Origin of the sequence: Chroococcidiopsis sp. CCNUC1 (assembly GCF_023546805.1) — a bacterium.
GTDB classification, from domain to species: domain Bacteria; phylum Cyanobacteriota; class Cyanobacteriia; order Cyanobacteriales; family Chroococcidiopsidaceae; genus Chroococcidiopsis; species Chroococcidiopsis thermalis.
This window is the reverse complement of record NZ_CP097481.1, coordinates 238,917-254,259: the sequence shown is the minus strand read 5'-3', so window position 1 is coordinate 254,259 and position 15,343 is coordinate 238,917. Positions and strand designations below refer to the sequence as shown.

Below are 15,343 nucleotides of genomic sequence, written 5' to 3'. Positions count from 1 at the left end.
TAAGTAGTAGAAAGCACAGCGTTCCCTACGACTGGTCGCGATAATACTTCCATATATTCAATATTTGCAGGTCGGGATGAAATCAGGATGAAATATCGGTATAAAGCTAATATTTTGCTATAAATTTTCTCTAATGACTGCCTAGTTTCAGTCATTAGAAGATAGTTAAAAAGTTATGAGCTTGTCTACTGTCAATGTGGCGATCGATGCCATGCTGCTGAGCCGAGTGCAGTTAAGCTAAGCATTAACCTGCCAGTCAAGGACACAAAAGCCGTGTCTTTGACTGTACTGGTGAAATATGACGACGATCGGCAATGCAGTCTGCTCGGATTATTGCTTAAAACTAAAACGTCCGTTTACCTTTTCACCCTTAATATCGGCAGTAACTTTCATCTGATACTGACCAGTTGCTTTCCCAGGCAGCAAGGTTGTATAGTGCTTCCCGCTGGGATCGTATTTAAAATTTAAGTTTTTTTGCGTTCCGTCAGGCGACTGAACTTGAGCCGTGACTTTAGCGTTAGGAATTGCTTCGTGATTGTCCCCTCTCTGTAAATAGAGATCCAAGTGAGTTCCATTAGCTTCTTTTTCAGGTACTAGTTCTAGATGGTAAGCACCTGCCTCTACAACCTGACCGCCTTTTTTACTTTTACTATCTTTAGATGTACCTGCTTTCTCGACTAATTCATTCTTTGCCACTACAATTTCCGCAGCTTTAGTATTTGAGCTGCTGGCGTAACTGGTGGCGCGATCGCTATGGCTAAAAGCCCCTAAAACGAGCATTCCTACACTACCTAGAGCGATCGCGCCAAATTGCAATAATTTCATTGATTGACTCCTGAGTTGAAATGGTTAAAGATTGAAAAAACTAGCTGACAAGTAAGTTTATACAGGTGAACCTTGAGCAGCTTCAATATTTTGTATCGGTATGGTCTTTCTGGGAACTAAAAACTTGTCAAATAGAGAATACAAAGCTGGAATGACTAAATGACTGATAGTGTCAAGCCTGTATATTCACAATCCCCATCATTCCTAGATCTTCATGATCGAGAACGTGACAGTGATAAACGGTCTTACCAGAAAAATCGCGAAAGGGAATGCGGATGCGGACAGTTTCACCTCCACGCACCAGAACAGTATCTTTCCAAGCGCGATAGGGTTCTGGTTTTCCGTTGCGCGTTATGACTTGAAAAGGATTGACGTGCAAATGGAAAGGATGATCCATGCGGTCTGGATCGACGTTAACTAATTCCCAATCTTCAACTGTATTCAACCTAACTTGGGCATCAATGCGATTTGGATCGAAAGCTTTCCCGTTGAATGTAAAGCTCATCCCCATACCAGGAGTCATTTTCTCCTCCATTGACAATTCTAACCGTCTGACTGTCTTCGGTTCTGGGAGAGTTTCTACAGGAATGAGCTGTTTGGGTAAAGGTAAGGTAGAGACAGAACCTTGATAAGTCAGAGTTGCTAAAATTTGGGGATTTACCTGGGACTTTCCCCCCATCATGTGGCTGCTACCACCCATCATATTCATTTCATCTTCCATCATTTCCATCCCACCTCGGTTGTAGGGTAAATTTAACAAGCGGTACTGCTTTGGCTCTCTTTCCCCACGCACCAATACCTCTACTCGTTCTCCAGGCGCAAGTAGCAGCTCTTTGAGTTCCACAGGTTCGGCTAAAGCTCCCCCGTCTGTAGCAATTAAGTAGAAGGGATGGTTTTCGAGAGCGAGGCGGTAGAACCGAGAAGGTGAAGCATTGAGGAATCGCAAGCGTAGTAAGCCACCAGAAGCAATGGAGAAAGTAGGTTTGATTTGACCGTTGACAGTCAGTAGTTCTCCCTCGCGCCCCATCATCATATCCATATGGTTTGGAGACTGAATCCGTCCGTTTCCATCTAAAGCAAAATCTTGTAAAATTAAAAATTCCTCTTTCGCAGCTTGAATTTCAGAAATCTCATCCAACTCACCCCGAATAATAAATAAACCTGCTAATCCACCAAATACCTGTTCTGCCACATAGCCGTGACGATGGGGATGATACCAGAACGTGCCGGATGGGTGGTTTTTCGGGAGCGTAAATTCGTAGGTCAAACTCTCTCTGGGTGGAATGTCGAGGAAAGCATTATCTGCGTTGCCTACGGGGGTAACGTGTAACCCATGATAGTGTAGGTTAGTGGGTTGGGTAAGGTTGTTAGTGAAGCGGATGCGGACTGTATCTCCTGCTTGAGCTTCGAGCCGAGGAGCGGGTACTTGTCCGTTATAGCCCAGAAGATATGCTCGTTTGCCTCCCAAACTTATAGGGCGAGAACTTGCTTCCAAGTCAAGCTTTAGTAAACTGCCAGCACTTTTGTAAAATTTTGGGGACAAGGCTTGGGATTTGAAGGGATTCCTGTTGTTTTGTGCCAATGCAATGCTAGCGACTGATGCAGTCACTGCACTAGCAGTGCTGAGGATGATAAACTGTCGGCGATTAACTTTTACCATAGTCTTTCCTTTACAGGGCAAAGCCTGCAAGATTGAGAGATGAGCCTGTAATTTTTAAGATTCTCCAGAAATAGCTCCTTACCAAGGCTATTCATTCAGTTAAGATAGGTAGCGATCGCATCTAAAAATCTGTCTACTAAATTAATATCTCAGGAGAAAGTGAAATCTGGATTAAATGTCCTAAAAGTTTTCAGCACATAAGACAGTTGTTAAGACTTTCCAGCATTATTCTGAGACTGCTCTAACTACTTTACTATCCTCTACAATTGAGACGTTTCGCTTAGGTATCAGGAACCTACTAAATTGAGAATACAAAGCCGGAAGAACTAACAGGGTTAATGCCGTAGAAGTAAATAATCCACCCAACACCACAATCGCTAAAGGTTGCAAAATTTCCTTACCCGCTCCACTACCAATCACCAGTGGAACCATGCCTAGTGCTGATGTAAGTGCTGTCATCAAAATAGCTGCCAATCGTTCCATAGAACCCTCAAATAGAACTGTCTTCAACGGCATTCCCTTTGCTAACTTGGCGTTATAGTTTTCTACTAACAGCAAGCCGTTGCGCGTGGCGACTCCAAACAAAGTGATAAATCCCACCATTGAAGCTACCGAGAGGACACCACCACCCAAAGCCACTGAAAAAATGCCTCCCACCAAAGCCAAGGGTAAATTAATCATAATCATTAACATGGCAGATATGGATTTGACGGCAAAGTACATTAAAACTGCAATAACGACAATAGCCAATGTGCCGAATACTAGTAAGTTTTGGGTAGCCCGTTGCTCGGATTCAAACTGACCGCCGTATTGAATAAAGTAACCCGATGGCAGTTGCACTTGTTGTTTAACATTGGCTCGGATATCTTCAATAACAGAACCTAAATCTCGACCGGATACATTAGCAGAAACAACAATTAATCGCGATACATTTTCCCGATTGATGGTATTGGGACCAGTACCGTAGTCAATATTAGCAACAGTAGCTAAAGGAATTTTCTGTCCGTTAGGAGTATCGACGAGCAAGTTGCGAATAGTTTCTAAATTATTGCGATCGCTCGGTTTTAACCACACCAACAAATCGAATAACTGTTGCTCTCGCAGCACTTGGGAGACGACTTGCCCGTTTAATGCCGTTTCAATCGTTTCTGCTAGTTGACCGACTGAAAGACCGTAACGAGCCGCAGCTGGACGATCGAATTGAATTTGTACCTGTTTGATTGGCACTTGGGGTTCTAGCTGCAAATCTACGACACCTTGAACGCTGCTCATGGCTGTCTGAACTTCTGCGCCAATACTGCGTAGTTCCTCAAGTTCGGGACCGAAAATTTTCACGGCGATCGCACTTCTCACCCCAGATAATACCTCATCCATCCGGTGAGAAATAAAACCACCAATACTAGGAGCAACTCCTGGTAACTTCGCAAATTCGGCTCTAACCTTTTCAATCGTTGCTTCTCGGTCTTTCATTCCTTCATCGCTAATTTCCATATCTACGTGTCCTAAGTTGACACCACCCGCATCTGCATCTCCAGGCGCACGTCCAGAGCGTAACTGCACGGACTCAAACCGAGGATCGCCTTTAAGCGCCTCTTGAACTTGCCATCCCGACTTATTTGTGGCTTCCAAAGAAACACCAGGGTATAACAACATAGCATTGACAAGCGATCGCTCTTGAAACTCTGGCAAAAACACTCGTCCGAGCGACGGCAAAACGATCGCGGATGCGACAAATAAAGCCACTGCGATCGCCAGAATCACACTCGGAACGCGAATGGAAAATCGGAGTAGCGGACGGTACAGCCGTTGAGACCAGCGTGAAATCCAAGTTTCTTCCTCTGGTAATCGGCGGTTGGCTAACAAAATGGCACATAAGGCTGGCGAGAGCGTCATTGCTACCAGGGTTGAAGCAAAAATCGATACCAAGTCAAGCCACCCCATTGGGGCAAAAATTCGACCTTCTACTCCAGTCAGCGTAAAAATTGGGGCAAAAACAACAGCGATAATTATCGTGGAGAATAGCACGCTAACGCGCACTTCTACTGATGTGTCATAGACCACTTGGAACGGATGAACTGGATTTCCTGCTAGCTGGTTTTTCCGCAACCCTCGGTAGGCATTTTCCATATCTACGATTGAGTCATCCACCACCGAGCCAATTGCCACTGCTAGTCCTCCCAAAGTCATCGTGTTGATGCCTTGTCCAAACCAATTCAAAATTAGCAGTCCAATCAGTATTGATAAAGGAATGGCGCTGAGAGTAATGACGGCGGTACGCCAATTCATCAAAAATAGCACTAAGATAACGGAAACAATAATGATGCCGTCGCGCAGGGAATCTTCAACATTCTTAATTGCATCGTCGATGAAGTTTTGCTGGCGAAAAGAAACGGTAACTTTAACATCTTGAGGCAGGCTGGGCTTAATGTCTTCAATCGCGGCTTCAATCGCTTTTGTCACGGTCGGAGTATCAGCTTGGGGTTGCTTGTTAACCATAACCACAATTGCTCGCTGACCGTTTAAACTACCATCACCCCGCTGCAAGGCTGCGCCAATTTGCACGTCAGCTACATCACTCAATAGTACGGGCTTGCCATTGCGGGCAGTAACTACTGACTGCTTCAATTCCTCGATTGATGAAATTCGCCCCAATCCCCGAATTAATAATTCTTGGTCTGGGCTAACGAGAAAGCCCCCAGCCGCATTGGTATTCGCTGTTTGTGCTGCTTCGGTGACTTCCGCCAAGGAGACGTTGAAGGCTTTTAACTTAGCAGGGTCAACCAACACTTGATACTGGCGACATATCTCCCCATAAGCGATGACTTGAGAAACACCTGGCACTGCCAGCAGACGGTTAGTAATATCGCGATCGACCAGCCGCCTGACTTCCATTAACGGCGTAGTTTCAGCAGTAAATGCATATTGGAGGACTGTGCCAATGGGAGAGCTAGTTGGAGAAATTTGCGGTGGCTCAATGTTCTGAGGCAACTTACTTTGTGCTTGCTGCAATCGTTCTGTCACCAACTGGCGAGCTTGAAATACATTAGTGTCCCAGCTAAAAATTACTTTGACAACAGAAATTCCAACCGCAGAGGACGAGCGTACCGTTGTGACTCCAGGCGTACCATTGATAGCACTTTCAATTGGCAATGTAATTAAAGACTCGACTTCTTCTGGAGCCAGTCCTGGTGCTTCTGTTTGAATCTCAACCTGGGGCGGCGCAAAGTTAGGAAAAACATCTAAGGGCATTTGCGTTAGGTTGTAAATTCCTAATACAGTGACAATAATTGCACCTAGAACAACCAGCCAGCGTTGAACGATCGACCACTTGAGGATAGAGTTAAGCATTTTCTAAACTTTGAGCGAGAGATAGCTGCTTTCTGAAACTACTCATCCTTACTAGATGAGTCACGATGTTAGCGGTCAGTTACTCTATTCAATTTTCCACAAGAAGACGAAATTGAAATGAAATCCACTTTGAAAATAGATTCTTTTCACGTTGATTTAATCAAAAATACAATTGTACGCAGCAGCAAAAACTAAAATCGGCAATCGGGAAGAATCTTTTAGCTTGAGTAAAATGCTTCCAATGTAGCAACGAGCGACGCTTTTCCCAGAAAAAAGTGGAACCGTTAAAGAATATCTTTACTTCCAATCTCTGACTTCCGACTGCTGGCTCCTTGGATGATGGTTATCGTTCATCGAGGATGATTCTTCACTCGAAACAGATTCTACTCGCTCGGTTGGTTTGGAGGTATGGTAAGTCGATCTAGTAGAACCATTACCATTGGTAGAATACTCATCTGCTTCGTATGCAGCCCCTGTAGATGCTGGCACGAGCCCAGATTTGGTGCGACGACCAGACCAAATAGCACCTGCTGCGAAAGCAGCAGTACCAATTGCTAATCCCCCTGCTGCTCCTGCCAACCACCAAGGAAATTGCGCTCCTGCTGTTGTAGAGGCAGGGCTTTTTCCTAGGTTACTTGCTTGAGGTGCTTCGGCTTCTCCGTCTGCTGCTGGAGCCCCTTTTCCACCTCCCCGTAAAGACTGTGCGTAAAGTTGGGGCGCACGTTGGGTAACGATCGCATCCCCCTCAAATAAGCCGCTTTTCACTTCAACCATGTCTCCAGATGTTTGACCTAGAGTGACTTCAGCTGCTTGGTAAGCATTGCCATTTTGGATGTAAACCATCTGCTTGTCATTAGCTTCCACCACAGCTGAGCTGGGAATTGCCAAGAGTGCGGTCGATGTCCGATCCGTTAGCACCTCTAGTTGGGCAAACATTCCTGGCTTCAGAACTCCGCTAGAATTATCGATCTCGGCTTTGACAGGTACGACCCGCGTTTCACTTTCCACCACCGAGCCAATTACGGCAATGCGTCCGGTGAAAGTGCGATTAGGCATGGAAGCAACCGTGACTTTGACTGACTGACCCTTTTTAACTTTATCTAAATCTTTTTCATAGATGTTAGCTGTAGCATAAACCCGACTGTCGTTCACAATTGTCATCAGCTTGCCACCTGCGTCTTGGAAAGATTGACCGATAGTGACTTCGCGATCGGCAACTCTACCAGAGATGGGAGCCGTAACTGTCACCAGTCCTTGAGCATTGGCTTTTGCACCCAGTTGTTGCAGTCGAGTCTGATATGCAGCATCGCTGAGGTTGAGGCGGGACTGAGCCACTTGCACGGACGACTGAGCGCGTTTGAGATCTGCTTCGGCTGCGATTACGTCTCGACGGCTGTCTGCTGTGGTAAGTTTAGCTTTAGCTTCGGCTAGCTGAGTTTCGGATTCTAGGGCTTGGCGACGGGGAATTGCACCTTTAGTCAATAAAATTTGGTCTTTGTCAGACTTTTCTTGGGCAAAGTCTACTTGGCTTTGTGCCTGGGCGATTTCTGCTGCGGCAATTTGCGAGAAACGCTGATAGTTTTGTTGTGCTAGTCTCAGGTCTGCTTGCGCTTTTTGCAAATCTGCTTGTGCCTCGGCTCGCTTTTCCTGAGAAGTTACGCGCAGTTCTACTAAATCGGGAGTAGAGATAACGGCAACGGGTTGACCTAATTGCACGTAAGTACCAGGCTGCACTAACAACTGGGCTACTTTAGCTCCTGAAATTGGTGTCGTGACTTCCACTTGCTTATTGGGCAGAGTTTCAATTTGTCCGGTCGTTTTTAGCCCTACTGCTAATCTCTGTCGGTTAACTGGTTCTACTTTGATTCCCAGCCGCTTGGCAGTCTCGGCATCAACTTGAATCGAGTCAGCTGTTTGAGTTGCCTCGCTTCCTCCTCCTTGAAATTCGTCTCCGTGTCCGCCGTGAGCTAGCACAGTAACTGGAGCTATCAGGATTGCGAGACTGACGATCGCCCCAGAGATGCGGCGAAGCGGTGCAGATGATTGGGGACGGTATGGTTTGAGCATCACTAGAAATGTCCTTGTGTACCGTAGAAGCAAAGTTTACCGTGTTGGCATCGAGCAGGTTTTTACTTTTTGCCTGAAGCTAGCACAGCACTACAACTGCACTACTAAGTATCTAGTTTCTCCTATGCAGATGAAATCAAGATGAAATAGCTATCCACAATTAGCCAAATGATGATAGTCTGTTTCACCTTCAGCGCGATCGCCATACTTGCGCTCAAATCGCATCCCTTGGCTAGGAATCTTTGTTGTCATAGCTTTAAGCAGTGTAGTGTATGCGTTTTCAGCTCTACACTGCATGACTGGTTTACTGGTTATACCAAGCTTTGCGCCATTGCTTCATTTGAGTGATTTCTTTTTGTTGTGAAGTGACAATTTCATTAGCCAGTTGTTTGATTTCGGGTCGCTTCGACTTCTGCAAAGCATCTTGAGCCATCATCACCGCCCCTTCGTGGTGAGCAATCATGGCATTCATAAAGCGCAAGTCAAACTGAGCGTCAGCAGTTCCCAAGTCCATCATCATTGACATACTTTGCTGCTGTTGTTTTGTCATTGGCACTACAGGTTTGTCCTTACCGCCATAGGCAACAGGCTCTTTACTAGCTTGGGGATACCATTGCTGTCGCCACTTCCCCAGTAGCTCATTTTCTTCACGGTTTTGGGCGACGATAATGTCGCTTGCCAATTTCTTAATCTCAGGACGCTTTGATTTGAGCTGTGCTTCTTTCGCCATCGCGATCGCTCCTCGGTGGTGCAATCTCATGGCATCAATGAACCGCAGATCGTAGTTAGCATCGGCTGGACCTAAATCCATTCCCATGTTGTGATTCATCATACCGCCACTATGTTGCATCATGCCACCGCCATGCTGCATGTTCTGCTTGGCATGAGCGTTGGAATTGTTTGAAGTTGTACTATCCTTTGCTGAAATAGCAAAACTAGCAGCCAGTAAACCACTTGTTATTGTGGCGATCGCAGCCAGACTTAACGCCAAAAACTTATTTTTTCCAGAATTAGGTTGCATAAACGACTTTGTATCCATCTATTGCTTGAGAATTTCCTTTCTCAGTGTAAAGTCTCCAGTTAGCTGGAGAGTCAACGGTTATGTTTGCCAGCGTAACTGACTGCTAACGCAAGACAAGGTTTCGCTCGACAGGGCGATCGCATTGCCCCAAGCATTAAGTATTGCAAAGCAGGATGAAATTTGGATGAAATTTTTCATTCGCCCGCGATCGCACCTCTATTTCGACAAAGCAAGGTCAAAGCCCGCGTTAGTCAGAAGAACGAATGATTTGACTCAAGTATAAAAGGCTACCTTTTTATTCTTCGTAGCAAAGACCGCATACGGCGATGAAATTGAGATGAAATGCTTGTCTTTCAATAGGAAGAAATTCTGACTCTCACCTCAGAACGATGAATTAGCATTCTTCACGTTCTATGCTGAACTTGCCTCTGGAGCTACGGGTCTAACAAACTACAAATAACCCAAAAGTTACAGTTAAAGTGGGTATTCTGTACCTGCTTTAAGGTGAATAGATTGCTTTAGGTGTCTTGCCTGAAAACTTTACAGACGGTACTTATTTACCGTTCCAACAAGCTATCCTCATAGATTTTGCTTTAACATTGCTAATTCTATGAAGAATTGCTTTCAATTGTTGCGTCCTTGACTGCGTTCGATTTCGAGCGGAGCGCCTAATGTCTGTGTAATTCCAATTACTTACTTGAATCAACACTGTTATGTTTTTTAATAGTAACACACAACAAAACTGGGCTGCTAAATTTACCACTCATCTGCTGGTAGCGATGACACTTACTTTTGGTACGCTCGTTGCTACCAAGATACCAGCTAAGGCAGACGCACCCGCGCCAAGAAATAGACTCACAATAGTAGAAATTCGCCTGCTCAGAGATCTGATTGACGGTCATAACTTTGCAGTTCAGATGGCGCAAGTATGCGTGCAGAAAGCTTCGCGCAATGAATTAAGATCGCTTTGCGAGCAGGTGATTGAAGCCCAACAACAAGAAATCCAAACAATGCGATCGTGGTTGAATAATTGGTATGGAATTAACTATCAACCCACTGCAAACAATTTTGGCAGAAATGTCGTGAAACAGTTGGAGTCGCTAAATGGTAGCGAGTTCGAGATTGAGTTTATGAAGACATTAACCTCACACCACTGGGGTGCGATCGAGTTCGCTGGAGAAATTATCGATCGCGCCTATCATAATGAATTTATAGAACTTGCCTCGAATGTCGTCATTCAACAAGCAGATGAAATTACGCAGCTGCGAAGGATGCTTCGAGAGGTTTACGGTATCCAATACAACGGTGCTACTCCAGCGGGGTCATCATCTATGGAACCTGAGCCATCGCTACTTGCTCCTGGTGCATCTCGTTAGAGACTAGAGATAATGTAGTGAACAGCATTCAACATCTGTCCATCACTATTTTTCATTTCAGGCAAGCAAATCGTTTTTTAGTGCCGAATATCTGGCTTTTCCCGTACAACTTGAGATGGATGATTCTTATACATTATTTTAAGAGTCTTGAACTATCTACATTTTTCTGCACTTTTATAGAGAAACTTATGCGACACAATCACGAGCAACACGGACATCAACAACCCCAGCAAGAATACGTTGGACATGATGAACATCAGAGGCAGCTTGCTGATGTCCGTCAGGATTTGCATGAAGCTAGACAGCAACATTCCCACCATGATAAGCACGCAGGTCATCGTCCAGAAATCTTTCAGCGACGATTCTTCATCTGCCTAGTGCTAAGTTTGCCCGTGTTGTACTACGCGCCCATGTTTCAAATGTGGTTTGGGTATCGCGCGATCGCGTTTCCTGGTTCAGAGTGGGTTGCCCCGATTCTCAGCACAGTCATCTACTTTTATGGCGGTTGGGTTTTTCTGCGAGGGGCATGGCGTGAATTTCACAGCAAGATTGGCATGATGACGCTGATTGCGCTCGCCATCACTGTTGCCTTTATTTACAGTCTTGCTGTTTCATTTGGACTGAGAGGCGAACCATTTTATTGGGAATTGGTGACACTCGTTGACATCATGCTGCTAGGGCACTGGATCGAGATGGCATCGGTTCAGGGAGCAAGTCGAGCCTTAGAGAATTTAGCAGAACTCGTGCCTACCGTGGCACATCGTTTGGTCAATGGACGAGTTGAGGATGTTCAGGTCGATACGCTACAACACGATGACTTAATTCTAGTTCGTCCTGGCGAACAAATTCCGATCGATGGCGAAGTCACAGAAGGTGCTTCGAGTGTGAATGAAGCTTTTCTCACAGGCGAATCCCGCCCAGTCACCAAGCAAGTCAACAATGAAGTGGTTGCCGGAGCCGTAAATGGAGATGGCGCGTTGACCGTGAAAGTCACTCGAACAGGCGAACAAACTACTCTCAGTCAAATCATGCGCCTGGTTGAGGAAGCGCAAAGCTCTAAAAGCCGCTATCAAGCATTAGCAGATCAACTAGCGTATTGGTTGACGCTAATTGCGATCGCAGTTGCAACGCTGACCTTTATTGTTTGGCTGGCATTTGGTCCTGATACTACTTTTGCGATTAATCGTGCTGTAACGGTATTAGTGATTGCTTGTCCGCACGCATTAGGCTTAGCGATTCCACTGGTGATTGTTAATGCAACAGCAATGTCGGCGAAACATGGAATTTTGGTTCGCAGTCGAGAAGCGTTTGAGCGAGCAAGAAACATTCAAACAATTGCGTTCGATAAAACTGGAACGTTAACGGAAGGACAATTTGGGGTTCAACGAATTTATACAGATAAAATTGATGAACTCAAAGCGTTAGGAATTGCGGCAACGCTAGAATCGCTCTCCGAACATCCTCTGGCTCAAGCGATCGTGCAGGAAGCAGATCGTCGCCAAATTCAATTTACGAAAGGCGAAGATTTTCAAGCAATTCCTGGTAGCGGTGTAGAAGGCACAGTAAACAACCAACATTATCGAGTCGGTAGACCTGAATGGGTGCGCGAATTGAAGCTGGCATTCCCAGCAGCCTTACAAGCAGGATTAGAGCAAAGTGAGTCGCGGGGAGAAAGCGCGATTGTCCTCATGGACGAGAGGCAAGTGCTAGCTGTGTTTGGATTAGCCGATCGAGTGCGGGAATCTGCAAGAGAAGCTGTCGCGAGATTGCAGGAAATGGATGTGCAAGTGGTGATGATTACGGGCGATGCAGAAGCAGTTGCCAAGACCGTTGCGGAGAATTTAAACATCGATCGCTACTATGCCCGCGTGCTACCGCAAGATAAAGCCTCAATTATCCGCAGACTCAAAGCCGAAAAACCAACTGCGTTTGTGGGTGATGGGATTAATGATGCACCTGCTCTAACCGAGGCAGATTTAGGACTGGCGATCGGGGCTGGAACCAATGTCGCGATCGAATCCGCAGATTTGGTATTAATCAATAGTAGTCCTCTCGATGCCACCTATGCATTGAAGTTGGCAAAAGCGACCTACAATAAAATGCTGCAAAATCTGTTTTGGGCAACGGGTTACAACGTCATTGGCATTCCTTTAGCTGCGGGAGTCGCTTACTCCTTCGGAATTTTGTTATCTCCAGCAGTGGGTGCTATCTTCATGAGCGTTTCGACGGTTGTTGTTTCGATTAATGCCATGTTATTACGTCGGCTTAGACTCAGAGAATGAGTTATTGCCAGGATAGCATCGTAGAGTCTACCTTCTAGACGTAGATTTACAAAGGTCATGGGACGATCGCGGAATTCAGCCGAGCGTTTGGACGCATTCGAGCGTCAAGCTGTTACCACTACCGAGATTTGAAGCAGTGAAGTAAATATCGAGCAGTGCCAGAAGCACCAGTACAATGCCAACTGTTTTTGATAGCCAGCTCCATGCCTAAGTTCTTTTCCTGCGTTAGATGAAAGGTTGTTCATCGATCCACCTCAAATAAGAAGAGGAGTGCCCAGGTTTCAAGCGTTGGAATTTCGATCGTGTTTTATGCTTCCTGAGTGAAACGCGATTCCCCAACCAGTATCCGATTAAATTTGAGTTCAGCGCAGGGTGAAAAACTCTTCCGCAGCCGAGGGATGAATGCCAATTGTTGCATCGAAGTCTTTCTTGGTCGCACCCGTGCGAATAGCAAGTCCAAGACATTGAATAATCTCGGCAGCATACTCACCTACCATATGAGCGCCCAACACTCGATCTGTGTTGCGATCGACCACTAATTTGATTAGAGTTTTCTGTTCTGGTTCGGCAATACTGTCAAAAAGGGGTTGAAATCTTTGAGAATAGCAGCATACAGCTTCCCCAAATTTTTCCCGTGCCTCCGCTTCAGTCAAACCTACAGTAGCAGCTTCGGGTTGAGAAGAAACTGCTGAGGGAATGCACTCAAAACTCACGGTTCGGGGTTGTTTGCCAAAGACAGTATCGGCAAAAGCGCGACCAGAAGCAATAGCAACTGGAGTCCAGTGGGGGCGGTTCGTACAATCTCCAACTGCATAGATATTTGCTTTGTTGGTATAGCTGTACTCGTCTACAGCGATCGCTCCTCGATTGACTGCAACGCCTGCCTTCTCCAGATCGAGACCGCTTAAATTAGGGACGCGACCTATAACACAAAGAACGGTATCTACAGTTATAGTGTCTTGGTTATCTCCTGACAAACTCAAACGTAAACTATCTCGTACTCTTTCAATTTTTTTGACTTTTGTATTGCAAAAAATTTGAATACCGTTCTTTGTCATGCTTTCTTGAACGGCAGTACGAAGATCTTCATCTCGACCTGGTAAACCGCAATCTTCAGGCACGACCAAAATGACTTTTGAAATCAAACCATTCATACTTCCGGCAAACTTCATGGCGATTTGGTCGCTGCCAATTATTGCAATATGCTCTGGTTGCCGTTTGAGTTCAAACATCTGCCGCGATGTTATCGCGTATTCGATTCCTGGTACGTCCGGCTTAATAGCTTCCCCACCTACGGCAATCAAAATTTTGTCAGCAGTAACTTTGCGTCCTTCAATATCCAAAGTACTAGCATCTAAAAACTTGGTATTTCCGTAAATCAGTTCAACTCCTGCTTCTTGAAGATGCTGAATATGCAACTGACTCAAATGCTCGATCGCTCGGTCTTTAGCCGCCATAAATCGATCCCAACTAACGCGGCGATGAACTTTGCCCCACCCATATTCGTCAGCGTCTTCAAAAACATGGGAGAAACTAGCAGCATAAACCATCAGTTTCTCTGGAATACAGCCATGAACGACACAAGTGCCGCCTACTTGATCGCGTTCTGAAATTGCTACGCGAGCACCGTATTCAGCAGCGCGTCTAGCAGCCGCAATGCCTCCAGGACCCGCGCCAATTATAAATAGGTCGTAATCAAAACCCATAACAATCTTACTGGCAAGTTTCTACCAGCGATAAGTTCTCTTATACTTAATTTTCTCACTAAGAAATGAAATGAGTATGAAATTCTTAATAAGCCAGACTTTAAAATAGCTATGCATATCGATATGAAATTAGCATGAAATCTTTATCTGTCGAAAGCTAGAAATTACAAACGTGTAAGAGAGCGATGAAACCCATATTTATAATCCTCTAAAGTAGAGAATAAATACTTGGAATTTCATTGTAATAGCGTAAGCTAATTCTGCCTAAAGGTTTGACGCAATAGAAGTGTTTCGCCTATCTTTTACCTCTTGACTTACTTAAGAATCCGCTCTCTCTTATGGAGGAAGTATTTATCTGTCAAGTACGTAAACAATAAAGAGAGATTTACAATTGCACTTGCGGATGATGATGCAAATATTTCTAATACTAACTAGAAAGGAGGAAGAATCATGGCAAAGATCGGTTTATTTTACGGAACTCAAACCAGCAATACGCAAACTGCGGCGGAAACAATTCAGAAAGAATTGGGCGGTGACAGCGTTGTAGACTTGAATGATGTTTCAAGGGCTGAAGCAAGTGATTTTGAAGGCTATAACTATATCATCATCGGTTGCCCTACCTGGAATGTTGGCGAGCTGCAAAGCGATTGGGAAAATTTTTACGATGAGCTTGACAACATCGACTTCACGAGTAAGAAAGTAGCTTATTTTGGTGAAGGCGACCAAGTAGGCTATCCCGACACTTTCCAAGATGCTATGGGTATGTTAGAAGAAAAAATTACAGAACAAGGTGGCGAAACAGTTGGCTATTGGTCTACAGATGGTTACGAATTTACTGATTCTAAAGCCTTGCGCGATGGCAAGTTTGTCGGTCTGGCATTAGATGAAGATAATCAATCAGACTTAACAGATGAGCGCATCAAAACTTGGGTGAGTCAACTGAAGCAAGAATTTGGATTTTAGAAAGTAATATCAGCTTCATTGCTAACTCAAGTAAAAAGTATTTCAACATTGAAGATATAAACTTCAGCTTTTTTGCTTGTCTTGAAGCTTATACT

At 45.0% G+C, this 15,343-nt stretch carries 9 protein-coding genes; 3 read left to right on the top strand and 6 right to left on the bottom strand.

The genetic code is table 11. The features are described from left to right. Window positions 1–330: 330 nt before the first annotated feature. The 5 genes from M5J74_RS30645 to M5J74_RS30625 form a co-directional block, all read right to left on the bottom strand. Window positions 331–825 (bottom strand): hypothetical protein, encoded by a 495-nt coding sequence (locus M5J74_RS30645; RefSeq protein WP_250017320.1) that lies wholly within the window; start codon window positions 823–825, stop codon window positions 331–333. A 172-nt stretch (window positions 826–997) separates the two neighbouring features. Beyond that, on the bottom strand, window positions 998–2,485 hold the full coding sequence (locus M5J74_RS30640) for a multicopper oxidase family protein (RefSeq protein WP_250017319.1): 1,488 nt from the start codon (window positions 2,483–2,485) through the stop codon (window positions 998–1,000). A 225-nt stretch (window positions 2,486–2,710) separates the two neighbouring features. Further along, a complete protein-coding gene (locus tag M5J74_RS30635; protein WP_250017318.1) occupies window positions 2,711–5,833 on the bottom strand; it encodes an efflux RND transporter permease subunit in 3,123 nt (1,040 codons plus the stop codon). Between the two features lie 297 nt (window positions 5,834–6,130). Beyond that, entirely contained in the window at window positions 6,131–7,900 is a 1,770-nt protein-coding gene (locus M5J74_RS30630) for an efflux RND transporter periplasmic adaptor subunit (protein WP_250017659.1), read from the bottom strand. 304 nt (window positions 7,901–8,204) lie between these two features. After that, window positions 8,205–8,921: a DUF305 domain-containing protein gene (locus M5J74_RS30625; protein WP_250017317.1), complete on the bottom strand. Its 717-nt coding sequence runs from the start codon at window positions 8,919–8,921 to the stop codon at window positions 8,205–8,207. Window positions 8,922–9,634: 713 nt separating this feature from the next. Here M5J74_RS30625 and M5J74_RS30620 point away from each other — a divergent pair. Beyond that, the gene (locus tag M5J74_RS30620; RefSeq protein WP_250017316.1) at window positions 9,635–10,297 is read left to right on the top strand and encodes a DUF305 domain-containing protein; all 663 of its coding nucleotides are present in this window, start codon (window positions 9,635–9,637) and stop codon (window positions 10,295–10,297) included. A gap of 188 nt (window positions 10,298–10,485) precedes the next feature. Continuing rightward, window positions 10,486–12,579: a heavy metal translocating P-type ATPase gene (locus tag M5J74_RS30615; protein WP_250017315.1), complete on the top strand. Its 2,094-nt coding sequence runs from the start codon at window positions 10,486–10,488 to the stop codon at window positions 12,577–12,579. A 362-nt stretch (window positions 12,580–12,941) separates the two neighbouring features. On the opposite strand, the gene gorA is transcribed toward M5J74_RS30615, so the two are convergent. After that, on the bottom strand, window positions 12,942–14,285 hold the full coding sequence (gene gorA, locus M5J74_RS30610; protein WP_250017314.1) for a glutathione-disulfide reductase: 1,344 nt from the start codon (window positions 14,283–14,285) through the stop codon (window positions 12,942–12,944). 450 nt (window positions 14,286–14,735) lie between these two features. Between gorA and fldA the strand changes: the two genes are divergently transcribed. After that, complete coding sequence (gene fldA / locus M5J74_RS30605) at window positions 14,736–15,248, top strand: flavodoxin FldA (RefSeq protein WP_250017313.1); 513 nt, start codon at window positions 14,736–14,738, stop codon at window positions 15,246–15,248. The last annotated feature ends 95 nt before the right edge of the window (window positions 15,249–15,343 follow it).